Source organism: Bradyrhizobium uaiense (genome assembly GCF_010811875.1).
GTDB lineage: Bacteria > Pseudomonadota > Alphaproteobacteria > Rhizobiales > Xanthobacteraceae > Bradyrhizobium > Bradyrhizobium uaiense.
Map to the genome: position 1 here is coordinate 1 of NZ_VKHP01000234.1, position 14728 is coordinate 14728.

At 65.5% G+C, this 14728-nt stretch carries 13 protein-coding genes and 1 pseudogene; 7 read left to right on the forward strand and 7 right to left on the reverse strand.

Going from position 1 to position 14728, the window contains the following annotated elements; all coding sequences use genetic code 11:
• Positions 1 to 180: 180 nt before the first annotated feature.
• Complete coding sequence (locus FNJ47_RS37255) at positions 181 to 1062, reverse strand: LysR substrate-binding domain-containing protein (RefSeq protein WP_163160850.1); 882 nt, start codon at positions 1060 to 1062, stop codon at positions 181 to 183.
• Positions 1063 to 1245: 183 nt separating this feature from the next.
• Between FNJ47_RS37255 and FNJ47_RS37260 the strand changes: the two genes are divergently transcribed.
• The 6 genes and pseudogenes from FNJ47_RS37260 to FNJ47_RS37285 all read left to right on the forward strand — a co-directional run.
• Positions 1246 to 1707, forward strand: coding sequence for a (2Fe-2S)-binding protein (locus FNJ47_RS37260; RefSeq protein ID WP_163160851.1), 462 nt, complete (start codon positions 1246 to 1248; stop codon positions 1705 to 1707).
• A gap of 3 nt (positions 1708 to 1710) precedes the next feature.
• Complete coding sequence (locus tag FNJ47_RS37265) at positions 1711 to 3885, forward strand: xanthine dehydrogenase family protein molybdopterin-binding subunit (protein WP_163160852.1); 2175 nt, start codon at positions 1711 to 1713, stop codon at positions 3883 to 3885.
• Between the two features lie 82 nt (positions 3886 to 3967).
• Positions 3968 to 4399, forward strand: a complete 432-nt coding sequence (locus FNJ47_RS37270) for a hypothetical protein (RefSeq protein ID WP_163160853.1) — start codon at positions 3968 to 3970, stop codon at positions 4397 to 4399.
• Positions 4400 to 4500: 101 nt separating this feature from the next.
• A complete protein-coding gene (locus FNJ47_RS37275) occupies positions 4501 to 4902 on the forward strand; it encodes a FixH family protein (protein ID WP_163160854.1) in 402 nt (133 codons plus the stop codon).
• Positions 4903 to 4913: 11 nt separating this feature from the next.
• On the forward strand, positions 4914 to 6362 hold the full coding sequence (locus FNJ47_RS37280; protein ID WP_163160855.1) for an efflux RND transporter periplasmic adaptor subunit: 1449 nt from the start codon (positions 4914 to 4916) through the stop codon (positions 6360 to 6362).
• A pseudogene (locus FNJ47_RS37285) lies at positions 6359 to 7450 on the forward strand (efflux RND transporter permease subunit); the annotation flags it as partial. The gene FNJ47_RS37280 and the pseudogene FNJ47_RS37285, both read left to right, overlap by 4 nt.
• Here FNJ47_RS37285 and FNJ47_RS37290 read toward each other — a convergent pair.
• From FNJ47_RS37290 to FNJ47_RS37315, 6 genes are all read right to left on the reverse strand, one after another.
• Positions 7342 to 8370 carry an efflux RND transporter permease subunit gene (locus FNJ47_RS37290; RefSeq protein ID WP_236000313.1) on the reverse strand — a complete coding sequence of 343 codons (1029 nt, stop codon included), beginning with the start codon at positions 8368 to 8370 and terminating at the stop codon, positions 7342 to 7344. The pseudogene FNJ47_RS37285 and the gene FNJ47_RS37290 overlap by 109 nt on opposite strands.
• Entirely contained in the window at positions 8367 to 9815 is a 1449-nt protein-coding gene (locus tag FNJ47_RS37295) for an efflux RND transporter periplasmic adaptor subunit (protein WP_163160855.1), read from the reverse strand. Before FNJ47_RS37295 ends, FNJ47_RS37290 begins: the two co-directional genes overlap by 4 nt.
• Before the next feature lie 11 nt (positions 9816 to 9826).
• Complete coding sequence (locus FNJ47_RS37300) at positions 9827 to 10228, reverse strand: FixH family protein (RefSeq protein WP_163160854.1); 402 nt, start codon at positions 10226 to 10228, stop codon at positions 9827 to 9829.
• 101 nt (positions 10229 to 10329) lie between these two features.
• The gene (locus FNJ47_RS37305; protein WP_163160853.1) at positions 10330 to 10761 is read right to left on the reverse strand and encodes a hypothetical protein; all 432 of its coding nucleotides are present in this window, start codon (positions 10759 to 10761) and stop codon (positions 10330 to 10332) included.
• Between the two features lie 82 nt (positions 10762 to 10843).
• Complete coding sequence (locus FNJ47_RS37310; RefSeq protein WP_163160852.1) at positions 10844 to 13018, reverse strand: xanthine dehydrogenase family protein molybdopterin-binding subunit; 2175 nt, start codon at positions 13016 to 13018, stop codon at positions 10844 to 10846.
• A 3-nt stretch (positions 13019 to 13021) separates the two neighbouring features.
• Positions 13022 to 13483, reverse strand: a complete 462-nt coding sequence (locus tag FNJ47_RS37315) for a (2Fe-2S)-binding protein (RefSeq protein ID WP_163160851.1) — start codon at positions 13481 to 13483, stop codon at positions 13022 to 13024.
• A 183-nt stretch (positions 13484 to 13666) separates the two neighbouring features.
• Between FNJ47_RS37315 and FNJ47_RS37320 the strand changes: the two genes are divergently transcribed.
• Positions 13667 to 14548, forward strand: a complete 882-nt coding sequence (locus tag FNJ47_RS37320) for a LysR substrate-binding domain-containing protein (protein ID WP_163160850.1) — start codon at positions 13667 to 13669, stop codon at positions 14546 to 14548.
• Positions 14549 to 14728 lie beyond the last annotated feature (180 nt).

Consider the following 14728-nt stretch of genomic DNA (forward strand, 5'->3'; position numbering starts at 1 on the left):
TGGCCAGCGGTCTACCCGATCGCACTCAACAGGCCGGACATATGGATGCAAGCGATCCGATCTCACCAGAAAGCTCTTGTGCCACGGGGGCCGTCCACATATGGGTCCCGGCCTTCGCCGGGACGACATTCGAGTTTGCTGAGGCATCAAGAGCCATACAGTCGCATTCTCGCGACATGATCAGCCATACGTCTCCACGATGAAATCGATCAGGGCCCGCAGCTTCGGCGTCATCTTGCGGTTTTTCGGCCACAGGATCTGGCGCGCGCGGGCTTGCGTCGTGTAGTTCGGCAGGAGGATCTGCAGCCGGCCCGCGGCGATATCGTCGGCCAGCAGCTCGTCGCGCATCAGCACGATGCCGGCGCCGGCCAGCGCCGCATAGCGGATGCCGAACGCATTGTTGATCGTCAACCGACTCCCGACGTCGACATGGACTTCGCCTTCCGGTCCGAAGAAAGTCCATCTCCGCGGATCCGACCAGCCGGGATAGCGCAAGCATTCATGGTGGACGAGATCTCCTGGATGATGCGGTGTGCCGCGTTCGGCGAGATAGCGCGGCGCGGCGCAAACCACACCGGTGTAGGGCGACAGCGAACGCGACATCATCGTGGAGTCGGACAGCGTGCCGACCCGGATCGCGGCGTCGAGCCCTTCCTCGAGCAGGTCGACCATCCTGTCGCTGAGGACGAGGTCGACCGAGACTTCCGGATATCGTTTCATGAAGCTGACCAGCGCGGGCGCCAGACTGTACGATCCGAAGGCAACCGAGGTCGCGACGCGCAGCTTGCCGCGCGGCGCGCTCAAGGCTTCCTCGACCAGCGCATCGCCGGCCTCCGCCTCTACCAGCAAGTGCTTGCAGTGATCAAGATAGCTGCGGCCAAGCTCGGTCAGGCCCTGCCGCCGGGTAGACCGGTTGATCAATTGTGAGCCGAGCCGGTCCTCGAGAAAGCGGATATGCTTGCCGATCATGGTCGGCGACATCCGCAACTCCTTGGCCGCCGCGGTGAAGGAGCCGAGATCGGCAACGCGGGCGAATACGGACATGCTGGTCAGTCGGTCCATGATTGTAAACCAATGGTCATTTCAATGCGTAATATTGCGATGTTTTCAGAACGCGTGAACTGGATTTATTACCATAAGTGAGTAATCGGCGCGATGATGCGTCCGATCGCTTTGAAATGCTGCCGATTTCGCCCGGCGGGACGCGATCCCGCCCAAGGCTCGAACCAGGACAGGAGTGTCACGATGCCCTTCCAGATCATGATCAATGGGACCAGTCATTCGGTCGATGCCGACGGCGATACGCCGCTGCTGTGGGTGCTGCGCGACGTACTGGGCATGACCGGCACCAAGTTCGGCTGCGGCATGGCGCTGTGCGGCGCCTGCACGGTGCATCTCGATGACACCGCGGTGCGCTCCTGCATCACGACGATCGACAGCATCGGCGACTCCAGGATCACGACCATCGAGGCGGTCGGCAAGACGCCGGCGGGCAAGAAGATCCAGGACGCCTGGCTCGCGCACGAGGTGCCGCAATGCGGCTACTGCCAGTCCGGGCAGATCATGTCGGCCTCCGCCTTGCTCGCGAGCAAGCCGAAGCCGACCGATGCGGATATCGACGAGGCGATGTCGGGCAACATCTGCCGCTGCGGGACGTATGTCCGCATTCGCGACGCAATCAAGCAAGCCGCGCAGTCGGGAGGTTGAGCCATGACGCTGATGGACAATCTGTCTGAGCGCGCCGCCGACCTGTCGCGGCGCAACTTCCTCCGCGCCGGCGCGATCGCCGGCGGCGGCCTGCTGCTCAGCGTGAGCCTGCCGTTCGCGAGCGAGAGCGAGGCTGCGACCGGCGGTGACTTCGCGCCGAACGCCTTCATCCGGATCGGCGGCGACGGCAAGGTCGTGCTGACCATGCCCTATGTCGAGATGGGGCAGGGCACTTACACCTCGATCCCGATGCTGATCGCCGAGGAACTCGAGATCGGCCTGACGCAGGTGCAGCTCGAGCACGCGCCGCCAAGCGACAAGCTCTATGCCAACCCGATGCTCGGCGTGCAGGCCACCGGCAATTCCAACGCGATGCGCGGCTCCTGGCAGCCGATGCGGAAAGCCGGCGCCACCGCGAAAGCCATGCTGGTCGCGGCCGCCGCGAAGCGCTGGAACGTCGAGCCCGCCTCCTGCCGCGCCGAGAACGGCGAGGTGCATCACGCGGCCTCGGGACGCAAGTTGAGCTACGGTGAGCTCGCGGCCGATGCGGCGCAGATGCCGGTGCCGGAGAATGTGACGCTGAAGAACCCGGCCGATTTCAAGCTGATTGGTACGCCGGCCAAGCGGCTCGATACGCCCTCCAAGATCAACGGCTCGGCGGTCTATGGCATCGACGCCCGGCCGCCCGGGGTCAAGATCGCGACACTGGCGCAGTCGCCGGTGTTCGGCGGGCGGGTGAAGCGCGTGGATGATGCGGCGGCAAAGGCGGTCAACGGCGTGCGCCAGATCGTGAAGCTCGATGACGCCGTCGCGGTGGTGGCCGATCATATGGGAGCGGCGAAGAAGGGTCTCGCGGCGCTCACGATCGAGTGGGACGAGGGGGCCCACGCCAAGCTCGCGACATCGGACATCGCGCGCGAACTCGAAGCCGCCACCACGAAGGCGGGCGCGGTCGCGCAGAATACCGGCGACACGGACAAGGCCATGGCGGGCGCGGCGACCAAGGTCGAGGCGAGCTATCAGCTGCCGTTCCTCGCCCATGCGACGATGGAGCCGATGAACTGCACCGTGCACGTGCGCGCCGACGGTTGCGAGATCTGGGTCGGCAGCCAGGCGCTCTCGCGGGTGCAGGCGGTGGCCGCGAAGATGCTGGATTTGCCGCCGGAGAAGGTGGTGGTGCACAATCACCTGCTCGGCGGCGGCTTCGGCCGCAGGCTCGAGGTCGACGGTGTCATTCGTGCGGTGCAGATCGCCAAGCAGGTCGATGCGCCGGTCAAGGTTGTATGGACGCGCGAGGAGGACATCCAGCACGACATGTACCGGCCTTACTGGTTCGACCGGATTTCGGTCGGCCTCGATGGAGCTGGCAAGCCGGTCGCCTGGAACAACCGCTTCGCCGGCTCGTCGGTGATTGCGCGCTGGTTGCCGCCGGCGTTCCGCAACGGTCTCGATCCCGACACGACCGAAGGCGCGATCAATCTCGTCTACGACATCCCGAACTTCCATGTCGAATATGTCCGGGTCGAACCGCCGGGCATTCCGACCGCGTTCTGGCGCAGCGTCGGGCCCTCGCACAACGTGTTCGTCACCGAGAGCGTGATCGACGAGATGGCGGCGGCCGCCAAGCAGGATCCGGTCGAGTATCGCAAGGCGCTGCTCGGCAAGTCGCCGCGCGCCAGGGCGGCACTCGAGCTTGCGGCAGCCAAGGCCGGTTGGGGCGGCAAGCTGCCCGCCGGGCGCGGCCGCGGCGTGTCGCTGCAATTCGTGTTCGGCAGCTACCTTGCGCAGATTGCGGAGGTCGAGGTGGCCAAGGACGGTTCGGTCCGCGTTCACCGCGTCGTCTGCGCGATGGACTGCGGCACCGTGGTCAATCCCGATACGGTGCAGGCGCAGCTGCAGAGCGGCATCAATTTCGGCGTCACCGCCGCGCTCTACGGCGAGATCACGCTGAAGGACGGTCGCGTCGAGCAGACCAATTTCGACACATACCAGATGCTGCGCATCGACCAGGCGCCGGCGATCGAGGTCCACATCGTGCTGAGCACCGAGCCGCCCGGCGGCATGGGCGAGACCGGGACCTCGGGCATCGTGCCCGCGATCGGCAACGCGATCTTCGCGGCAACGGGCAAGCGGCTGCGCAAGATGCCGGTGGATCCGGCGGTGCTGAAGCAGGCGTGAGGCGGCGGCGCAGGCCGCCGACTGGCGCGATCGTGAAGTCGCACGGATTTGCAGGTTGCATTGATCCGTGCGACAAGCGGGCATGCATCTGAGGCGGCTCGCCAATCTCTGGATTCTGCTGCTCGTCGCGGCCGGGCTGTTGCTCGCGCCCGTGGCGCCGGCGTTTGCCCGGATTATGCCGGATCCCTCGGCCGCCGCAATGCAGGGGATGCCCGGCCACGATTCCATGTCGGGCCACGTCATGTCCGGCATGGTCATGTCGGACGAAGCCGTGTCTGACCAGGCGATGGCGGACAACATGCCGTGCTGTCCGGACCAGACCAAGAGCAAGGGCTGCGAAGACTGTCCGTTCCTCGCGCTCTGCATGCTCAGCGTCTCGCTGCCCGCGCCTGGCGGAGCGATGTCGCTGATCGCTCGCGAACCGTCGCAAAACGCCTTCGCCACGCGTGACGATCGTCTGCTCGACGATCTCGGCACCAAGCCTCCCGATCATCCACCTCGAACCCTGGTCTGACAGGCGCGTGAGCGCCTGATCGCTGACGCGTGCGCCTGATGGCGCGCGTGCCTTTGCATGCCGCTCACGCGGATCATCAGACGTATCGAGGAATCATATCCATGAAGTCTTTCCACCTTGCGCGCGCCGCGACGGCCGCGTTGATCGGTGCTGCCCTGGCCGGTGCACCCGCCCACGCCGAGATCAAGAACTACGAATTCCAGCTCGTGCAGCCGACAGTCAAGGCCGGCGCCGATCGCATCGTCACGGTGCGGCTGGTCGACAAGAGCACCGGGAAGGCCGTGCCCGACGCGGTCATCTTCTCGACCCGGCTCGACATGGCGCCCGACGGCATGCAGGAGATGGCCACCAAGGTGACGCCGATGCCGGGTACCGAGCCCGGCACCTACCGGTTCAAGGCGACCTTCGGCATGGCCGGCCGCTGGCAATTGTCGCTCGGCGCCAAGGTGCAGGGCGAGACCGGCTCGGTCGAGAACAAGCTCGTCGTCACGGCCGAGAAATGAGCCGCCGAGCAATGAGCCCCTTAACATGGGCCGGCGCTGCTGCTGCGATCGCCGCAGCGGCAGGCGTCGCATGGATCGGCCACGGCCTGCCGCCGCGACCGGTGACCGCTGCGATCGTCTCCGCCGCGCATGGGGCGGAGAGCGCTGCCCCGATCTATTATCGTGATCCCGACGGCAAGCCGCTCTACTCGGCGACGCCGAAGCAGACGCCTGACGGGCGCGCCTATCTTCCTGTGGCTGCGGATGATGATGCCGGTGCTGGCGAGCCCGAGCGATCGACCGACATCAGCGTGCCCGCTGCGAAAGGCGAGCGCAAGATCAAGTATTATCGCAATCCAATGGGCCTTCCCGATACCTCGCCGGTGCCGAAGAAGGACTCCATGGGGATGGATTACATCGCCGTCTATGACGGCGAAGACAGCGACGACGGTTCGATCACGCTGTCATCAGGCAAGATCCAGCGCACCGGCGTCAAGTCCGAGGCCGCACAGATGCGCCGCATCCGCACGCTGGTCCGTGCACCCGGCACGATCCAGCTCGACGAACGTCGCGTCTCCGTCATCGCGATGCGCGCCGAAAGTTACGTGCAGGGCGTCGCCGACGTCACGACCGGCAGCCGGGTGACGAAGGGGCAACCGTTGATGGAGATCTACAGCCCGGCGATCTCGTCCGCCGCGGCCGAATATGTCGCGACCATCACCTCGAGGGCGATCGCCGGTCTCGAGCCCTACGGTCGCGGCTCCAGGCAGCGGCTGACCAATCTCGACGTTCCCGAACCCGTCATCGCCGAGATGGAAAAAAGCCGCACCGTTCCGATCGCGATCCAGTGGCTGTCGCCGCGCGACGGCATCGTGTTGCAGCGTGCCGCGATCGAGGGCATGCGGGCGCAGCCGGGCGACGTCTTGTTCCGGATCGCCGACGTCTCAACGGTGTGGGCACTCGTCGATGTCGCCGAGCGCGATCTCGGCAGCATCGGGGTCGACCAGAAGGTCACGGTGCACGCGCGCAGCTATCCGGGCCGCAGTTTCGCCGGCCAGATCAGCGTGATCTATCCGCAGGTCAACAAGGAGACGCGCACCGCGCGTGTGCGGATCGAGTTGCAGAATGCCGATCTCGCGCTGCTTCCGGACATGTATGTCGACGCCGAGATCGATACGGGCAACGCCGCGCCGGTGCTCGCGGTGGCCGATAATTCCATCCTCGACACCGGGAGCCGCCAGACCGTGCTGCTCGATCGCGGCAACGGCCGGTTCGAGCCGCGCGAAGTGAAGCTCGGGCGGCGCGGCGAGGGCTATGTCGAAATCCGCGACGGGATCGCGGAAGGCGATGCGGTCGTCACGTCAGCGACCTTCCTGATCGATGCCGAAAGCAATCTGAAAGCGGCGATCAAGGGCTTTGCCGAAGCCGGCACTAAGCAGGCGGCGGGCGAGGGCGGGATGACGGATGGAGGCAAGCCATGATTGCCCGTGTCATTGCCTGGTCGGCACGCAATCTGCTGCTGGTGCTGTTCGGCACCGGCTTTGCGGCAGCCGCGGGCCTCTACGCGCTCGTGCATCTGCCGCTCGACGCGATTCCGGATCTCTCCGACGCCCAGGTCATCGTCTACACCGAGTATCCCGGCCAGGCGCCGCAGGTGATCGAGGACCAGGTCACCTATCCCCTGACCACGGCGATGCTGACGGTGCCGAAGTCGAAGGTCGTCCGCGGCTTCTCGTTCTTCGGTGTCTCCTTCGTCTACGTCATCTTCGAGGACGGCACGGATATCTATTGGGCACGCTCGCGTGTGCTGGAATTCCTCAATGGTGCGGCATCGCGATTGCCGGCAGGTGTGTCGCCGACCATCGGCCCCGATGCGACCGGCGTCGGCTGGGTCTACCAGTATGCCGTGATGTCGAGGCAGTGGAACCTCGCCGATACGAGAACCATTCAGGACTGGAATCTGAAATTCGCGCTGGCCAGGGCTGAAGGCGTGGCCGAGGTCGCAAGCGTCGGCGGCTTCGTCAAGCAGTACAACGTGATCCTCGATCCGCAGCGGATGCGCGACCGCGGCATCACCATGCAGCGGATGCGCGATGCGATCCGCGCCAGCAATGCCGACGTCGGCGGCCGCACCGTCGAGCTGTCCGAGTTCGAATATGTCATTCGCGGCAAGGGCTACCTGAAGGACATCAACGATCTCGGCAACGTCGTGCTGAAGGCCGACAACGGCACGCCGGTGCTGCTGCGCGACGTCGCCCGCGTCGAGCTCGGTCCCGACGAGCGGCGCGGCATCGCCGAGCTGAACGGCGAGGGCGAGGTGGCAAGCGGCATCGTGCTGCAACGCTTCGGCGTCAACGCGCTCGACGTCATCGAAAACGTCAAGAAGCGCTTCAAGGAGATCGCGACCAGCCTGCCGAAATCGGTCGAGATCGTGCCGGTCTATGACCGTTCCAACCTGATCTATGCGGCGATCGATACGCTGAAGCGCACGTTGTTCGAGGAGAGCATCGTGGTGGCGCTGGTCTGCATCGTGTTCCTGCTGCATGTCCGCAGCGCGCTGGTCGCGATCTCCTTGAAGCGCTTCTTGACGTTTTCGATGACGTCGAGCGCGTTGACGCCGAAGCGTTGCAGCACGATGCCGCTTGCCACCTCGCCCTCGCCGTTCAGCTCGGCGATGCCGCGCCGCTCGTCGGGACCGAGCTCGACGCGGGCGACGTCGCGCAGCAGCACCGGCGTGCCGTTGTCGGCCTTCAGCACGACGTTGCCGAGATCGTTGATGTCCTCCAGGTAGCCCTTGCCGCGAATGACATATTCGAGCTCGGACAGCTCGACGGTGCGGCCGCCGACGTCGGCATTGCTGGCGCGGATCGCATCGCGCATCCGCTGCATGGTGATGCCGCGGTCGCGCATCCGCTGCGGATCGAGGATCACGTTGTACTGCTTGACGAAGCCGCCGACGCTTGCGACCTCGGCCACGCCTTCAGCCCTGGCCAGCGCGAATTTCAGATTCCAGTCCTGAATGGTTCTGGTATCGGCGAGGTTCAACTGCTTCGACATCACGGCATACTGGTAGACCCAGCCGACGCCGGTCGCATCGGGGCCGATGGTCGGCGACACACCTGCCGGCAATCGCGATGCCGCACCATTGAGGAATTCCAGCACACGCGAGCGTGCCCAATAGATATCCGTGCCGTCCTCGAAGATGACGTAGACGAAGGAGACACCGAAGAACGAGAAGCCGCGGACGACCTTCGACTTCGGCACCGTCAGCATCGCCGTGGTCAGGGGATAGGTGACCTGGTCCTCGATCACCTGCGGCGCCTGGCCGGGATACTCGGTGTAGACGATGACCTGGGCGTCGGAGAGATCCGGAATCGCGTCGAGCGGCAGATGCACGAGCGCGTAGAGGCCCGCGGCTGCCGCAAAGCCGGTGCCGAACAGCACCAGCAGCAGATTGCGTGCCGACCAGGCAATGACACGGGCAATCATGGCTTGCCTCCATCCGTCATCCCGCCCTCGCCCGCCGCCTGCTTAGTGCCGGCTTCGGCAAAGCCCTTGATCGCCGCTTTCAGATTGCTTTCGGCATCGATCAGGAAGGTCGCTGACGTGACGACCGCATCGCCTTCCGCGATCCCGTCGCGGATTTCGACATAGCCCTCGCCGCGCCGCCCGAGCTTCACTTCGCGCGGCTCGAACCGGCCGTTGCCGCGATCGAGCAGCACGGTCTGGCGGCTCCCGGTGTCGAGGATGGAATTATCGGCCACCGCGAGCACCGGCGCGGCGTTGCCCGTATCGATCTCGGCGTCGACATACATGTCCGGAAGCAGCGCGAGATCGGCATTCTGCAACTCGATCCGCACACGCGCGGTGCGCGTCTCCTTGTTGACCTGCGGATAGATCACGCTGATCTGGCCGGCGAAACTGCGGCCCGGATAGCTGCGCGCGTGCACCGTGACCTTCTGGTCGACCCCGATGCTGCCGAGATCGCGCTCGGCGACATCGACGAGTGCCCACACCGTTGAGACGTCGGCGATCCGGAACAAGACGTCGCCCGGCTGCGCCCGCATGCCCTCGATCGCGGCACGCTGCAACACGATGCCGTCGCGCGGCGACAGCCACTGGATCGCGATCGGAACGGTGCGGCTTTTTTCCATCTCGGCGATGACGGGTTCGGGAACGTCGAGATTGGTCAGCCGCTGCCTGGAGCCGCGACCGTAGGGCTCGAGACCGGCGATCGCCCTCGAGGTGATGGTCGCGACATATTCGGCCGCGGCGGACGAGATCGCCGGGCTGTAGATCTCCATCAACGGTTGCCCCTTCGTCACCCGGCTGCCGGTCGTGACGTCGGCGACGCCCTGCACGTAACTTTCGGCGCGCATCGCGATGACGGAGACGCGACGTTCGTCGAGCTGGATCGTGCCGGGTGCACGGACCAGCGTGCGGATGCGGCGCATCTGTGCGGCCTCGGACTTGACGCCGGTGCGCTGGATCTTGCCTGATGACAGCGTGATCGAACCGTCGTCGCTGTCTTCGCCGTCATAGACGGCGATGTAATCCATCCCCATGGAGTCCTTCTTCGGCACCGGCGAGGTATCGGGAAGGCCCATTGGATTGCGATAATACTTGATCTTGCGCTCGCCTTTCGCAGCGGGCACGCTGATGTCGGTCGATCGCTCGGGCTCGCCAGCACCGGCATCATCATCCGCAGCCACAGGAAGATAGGCGCGCCCGTCAGGCGTCTGCTTCGGCGTCGCCGAGTAGAGCGGCTTGCCGTCGGGATCACGATAATAGATCGGGGCAGCGCTCTCCGCCCCATGCGCGGCGGAGACGATCGCAGCGGTCACCGGTCGCGGCGGCAGGCCGTGGCCGATCCATGCGACGCCTGCCGCTGCGGCGATCGCAGCAGCAGCGCCGGCCCATGTTAAGGGGCTCATTGCTCGGCGGCTCATTTCTCGGCCGTGACGACGAGCTTGTTCTCGACCGAGCCGGTCTCGCCCTGCACCTTGGCGCCGAGCGACAATTGCCAGCGGCCGGCCATGCCGAAGGTCGCCTTGAACCGGTAGGTGCCGGGCTCGGTACCCGGCATCGGCGTCACCTTGGTGGCCATCTCCTGCATGCCGTCGGGCGCCATGTCGAGCCGGGTCGAGAAGATGACCGCGTCGGGCACGGCCTTCCCGGTGCTCTTGTCGACCAGCCGCACCGTGACGATGCGATCGGCGCCGGCCTTGACTGTCGGCTGCACGAGCTGGAATTCGTAGTTCTTGATCTCGGCGTGGGCGGGTGCACCGGCCAGGGCAGCACCGATCAACGCGGCCGTCGCGGCGCGCGCAAGGTGGAAAGACTTCATGGATATGATTCCTCGATACGTCTGATGATCCGCGTGAGCGGCATGCAAAGGCACGCGCGCCATCAGGCGCACGCGTCAGCGATCAGGCGCTCACGCGCCTGTCAGACCAGGGTTCGAGGTGGATGATCGGGAGGCTTGGTGCCGAGATCGTCGAGCAGACGATCGTCACGCGTGGCGAAGGCGTTTTGCGACGGTTCGCGAGCGATCAGCGACATCGCTCCGCCAGGCGCGGGCAGCGAGACGCTGAGCATGCAGAGCGCGAGGAACGGACAGTCTTCGCAGCCCTTGCTCTTGGTCTGGTCCGGACAGCACGGCATGTTGTCCGCCATCGCCTGGTCAGACACGGCTTCGTCCGACATGACCATGCCGGACATGACGTGGCCCGACATGGAATCGTGGCCGGGCATCCCCTGCATTGCGGCGGCCGAGGGATCCGGCATAATCCGGGCAAACGCCGGCGCCACGGGCGCGAGCAACAGCCCGGCCGCGACGAGCAGCAGAATCCAGAGATTGGCGAGCCGCCTCAGATGCATGCCCGCTTGTCGCACGGATCAATGCAACCTGCAAATCCGTGCGACTTCACGATCGCGCCAGTCGGCGGCCTGCGCCGCCGCCTCACGCCTGCTTCAGCACCGCCGGATCCACCGGCATCTTGCGCAGCCGCTTGCCCGTTGCCGCGAAGATCGCGTTGCCGATCGCGGGCACGATGCCCGAGGTCCCGGTCTCGCCCATGCCGCCGGGCGGCTCGGTGCTCAGCACGATGTGGACCTCGATCGCCGGCGCCTGGTCGATGCGCAGCATCTGGTATGTGTCGAAATTGGTCTGCTCGACGCGACCGTCCTTCAGCGTGATCTCGCCGTAGAGCGCGGCGGTGACGCCGAAATTGATGCCGCTCTGCAGCTGCGCCTGCACCGTATCGGGATTGACCACGGTGCCGCAGTCCATCGCGCAGACGACGCGGTGAACGCGGACCGAACCGTCCTTGGCCACCTCGACCTCCGCAATCTGCGCAAGGTAGCTGCCGAACACGAATTGCAGCGACACGCCGCGGCCGCGCCCGGCGGGCAGCTTGCCGCCCCAACCGGCCTTGGCTGCCGCAAGCTCGAGTGCCGCCCTGGCGCGCGGCGACTTGCCGAGCAGCGCCTTGCGATACTCGACCGGATCCTGCTTGGCGGCCGCCGCCATCTCGTCGATCACGCTCTCGGTGACGAACACGTTGTGCGAGGGCCCGACGCTGCGCCAGAACGCGGTCGGAATGCCCGGCGGTTCGACCCGGACATATTCGACATGGAAGTTCGGGATGTCGTAGACGAGATTGATCGCGCCTTCGGTCGTGTCGGGATCGAGACCGTTGCGGAACGCCGGCGGCAACCAGCGCGCAATCACCGACGAGCCGGCGAAGCGGTTGTTCCAGGCGACCGGCTTGCCAGCTCCATCGAGGCCGACCGAAATCCGGTCGAACCAGTAAGGCCGGTACATGTCGTGCTGGATGTCCTCCTCGCGCGTCCATACAACCTTGACCGGCGCATCGACCTGCTTGGCGATCTGCACCGCACGAATGACACCGTCGACCTCGAGCCTGCGGCCGAAGCCGCCGCCGAGCAGGTGATTGTGCACCACCACCTTCTCCGGCGGCAAATCCAGCATCTTCGCGGCCACCGCCTGCACCCGCGAGAGCGCCTGGCTGCCGACCCAGATCTCGCAACCGTCGGCGCGCACGTGCACGGTGCAGTTCATCGGCTCCATCGTCGCATGGGCGAGGAACGGCAGCTGATAGCTCGCCTCGACCTTGGTCGCCGCGCCCGCCATGGCCTTGTCCGTGTCGCCGGTATTCTGCGCGACCGCGCCCGCCTTCGTGGTGGCGGCTTCGAGTTCGCGCGCGATGTCCGATGTCGCGAGCTTGGCGTGGGCCCCCTCGTCCCACTCGATCGTGAGCGCCGCGAGACCCTTCTTCGCCGCTCCCATATGATCGGCCACCACCGCGACGGCGTCATCGAGCTTCACGATCTGGCGCACGCCGTTGACCGCCTTTGCCGCCGCATCATCCACGCGCTTCACCCGCCCGCCGAACACCGGCGACTGCGCCAGTGTCGCGATCTTGACCCCGGGCGGCCGGGCGTCGATGCCATAGACCGCCGAGCCGTTGATCTTGGAGGGCGTATCGAGCCGCTTGGCCGGCGTACCAATCAGCTTGAAATCGGCCGGGTTCTTCAGCGTCACATTCTCCGGCACCGGCATCTGCGCCGCATCGGCCGCGAGCTCACCGTAGCTCAACTTGCGTCCCGAGGCCGCGTGATGCACCTCGCCGTTCTCGGCGCGGCAGGAGGCGGGCTCGACGTTCCAGCGCTTCGCGGCGGCCGCGACCAGCATGGCTTTCGCGGTGGCGCCGGCTTTCCGCATCGGCTGCCAGGAGCCGCGCATCGCGTTGGAATTGCCGGTGGCCTGCACGCCGAGCATCGGGTTGGCATAGAGCTTGTCGCTTGGCGGCGCGTGCTCGAGCTGCACCTGCGTCAGGCCGATCTCGAGTTCCTCGGCGATCAGCATCGGGATCGAGGTGTAAGTGCCCTGCCCCATCTCGACATAGGGCATGGTCAGCACGACCTTGCCGTCGCCGCCGATCCGGATGAAGGCGTTCGGCGCGAAGTCACCGCCGGTCGCAGCCTCGCTCTCGCTCGCGAACGGCAGGCTCACGCTGAGCAGCAGGCCGCCGCCGGCGATCGCGCCGGCGCGGAGGAAGTTGCGCCGCGACAGGTCGGCGGCGCGCTCAGACAGATTGTCCATCAGCGTCATGGCTCAACCTCCCGACTGCGCGGCTTGCTTGATTGCGTCGCGAATGCGGACATACGTCCCGCAGCGGCAGATGTTGCCCGACATCGCCTCGTCGATATCCGCATCGGTCGGCTTCGGCTTGCTCGCGAGCAAGGCGGAGGCCGACATGATCTGCCCGGACTGGCAGTAGCCGCATTGCGGCACCTCGTGCGCGAGCCAGGCGTCCTGGATCTTCTTGCCCGCCGGCGTCTTGCCGACCGCCTCGATGGTCGTGATCCTGGAGTCGCCGATGCTGTCGATCGTCGTGATGCAGGAGCGCACCGCGGTGTCATCGAGATGCACCGTGCAGGCGCCGCACAGCGCCATGCCGCAGCCGAACTTGGTGCCGGTCATGCCCAGTACGTCGCGCAGCACCCACAGCAGCGGCGTATCGCCGTCGGCATCGACCGAATGACTGGTCCCATTGATCATGATCTGGAAGGGCATCGTGACACTCCTGTCCTGGTTCGAGCCTTGGGCGGGATCGCGTCCCGCCGGGCGAAATCGGCAGCATTTCAAAGCGATCGGACGCATCATCGCGCCGATTACTCACTTATGGTAATAAATCCAGTTCACGCGTTCTGAAAACATCGCAATATTACGCATTGAAATGACCATTGGTTTACAATCATGGACCGACTGACCAGCATGTCCGTATTCGCCCGCGTTGCCGATCTCGGCTCCTTCACCGCGGCGGCCAAGGAGTTGCGGATGTCGCCGACCATGATCGGCAAGCATATCCGCTTTCTCGAGGACCGGCTCGGCTCACAATTGATCAACCGGTCTACCCGGCGGCAGGGCCTGACCGAGCTTGGCCGCAGCTATCTTGATCACTGCAAGCACTTGCTGGTAGAGGCGGAGGCCGGCGATGCGCTGGTCGAGGAAGCCTTGAGCGCGCCGCGCGGCAAGCTGCGCGTCGCGACCTCGGTTGCCTTCGGATCGTACAGTCTGGCGCCCGCGCTGGTCAGCTTCATGAAACGATATCCGGAAGTCTCGGTCGACCTCGTCCTCAGCGACAGGATGGTCGACCTGCTCGAGGAAGGGCTCGACGCCGCGATCCGGGTCGGCACGCTGTCCGACTCCACGATGATGTCGCGTTCGCTGTCGCCCTACACCGGTGTGGTTTGCGCCGCGCCGCGCTATCTCGCCGAACGCGGCACACCGCATCATCCAGGAGATCTCGTCCACCATGAATGCTTGCGCTATCCCGGCTGGTCGGATCCGCGGAGATGGACTTTCTTCGGACCGGAAGGCGAAGTCCATGTCGACGTCGGGAGTCGGTTGACGATCAACAATGCGTTCGGCATCCGCTATGCGGCGCTGGCCGGCGCCGGCATCGTGCTGATGCGCGACGAGCTGCTGGCCGACGATATCGCCGCGGGCCGGCTGCAGATCCTCCTGCCGAACTACACGACGCAAGCCCGCGCGCGCCAGATCCTGTGGCCGAAAAACCGCAAGATGACGCCGAAGCTGCGGGCCCTGATCGATTTCATCGTGGAGACGTATGGCTGATCATGTCGCGAGAATGCGACTGTATGGCTCTTGATGCCTCAGCAAACTCGAATGTCGTCCCGGCGAAGGCCGGGACCCATATGTGGACGGCCCCCGTGGCACAAGAGCTTTCTGGTGAGATCGGATCGCTTGCATCCATATGTCCGGCCTGTTGAGTGCGATCGGGTAGACCGCTGGCCA

Bases quoted from the DNA above. Each gene is read 5' to 3' on its own strand.
- FNJ47_RS37280 (WP_163160855.1), top strand. From the start codon at position 4,914: ATGAGCCCCTTAACATGGGCCGGCGCTGCTGCTGCGATCGCCGCAGCG.
- FNJ47_RS37290 (WP_236000313.1), bottom strand. From the start codon at position 8,370: ATGATTGCCCGTGTCATTGCCTGGTCGGCACGCAATCTGCTGCTGGTG.
- FNJ47_RS37275 (WP_163160854.1), top strand. From the start codon at position 4,501: ATGAAGTCTTTCCACCTTGCGCGCGCCGCGACGGCCGCGTTGATCGGT.
- FNJ47_RS37305 (WP_163160853.1), bottom strand. From the start codon at position 10,761: ATGCATCTGAGGCGGCTCGCCAATCTCTGGATTCTGCTGCTCGTCGCG.
- FNJ47_RS37310 (WP_163160852.1), bottom strand. From the start codon at position 13,018: ATGACGCTGATGGACAATCTGTCTGAGCGCGCCGCCGACCTGTCGCGG.
- FNJ47_RS37265 (WP_163160852.1), top strand. From the start codon at position 1,711: ATGACGCTGATGGACAATCTGTCTGAGCGCGCCGCCGACCTGTCGCGG.
- FNJ47_RS37300 (WP_163160854.1), bottom strand. From the start codon at position 10,228: ATGAAGTCTTTCCACCTTGCGCGCGCCGCGACGGCCGCGTTGATCGGT.
- FNJ47_RS37315 (WP_163160851.1), bottom strand. From the start codon at position 13,483: ATGCCCTTCCAGATCATGATCAATGGGACCAGTCATTCGGTCGATGCC.
- FNJ47_RS37320 (WP_163160850.1), top strand. From the start codon at position 13,667: ATGGACCGACTGACCAGCATGTCCGTATTCGCCCGCGTTGCCGATCTC.
- FNJ47_RS37260 (WP_163160851.1), top strand. From the start codon at position 1,246: ATGCCCTTCCAGATCATGATCAATGGGACCAGTCATTCGGTCGATGCC.
- FNJ47_RS37270 (WP_163160853.1), top strand. From the start codon at position 3,968: ATGCATCTGAGGCGGCTCGCCAATCTCTGGATTCTGCTGCTCGTCGCG.
- FNJ47_RS37255 (WP_163160850.1), bottom strand. From the start codon at position 1,062: ATGGACCGACTGACCAGCATGTCCGTATTCGCCCGCGTTGCCGATCTC.
- FNJ47_RS37295 (WP_163160855.1), bottom strand. From the start codon at position 9,815: ATGAGCCCCTTAACATGGGCCGGCGCTGCTGCTGCGATCGCCGCAGCG.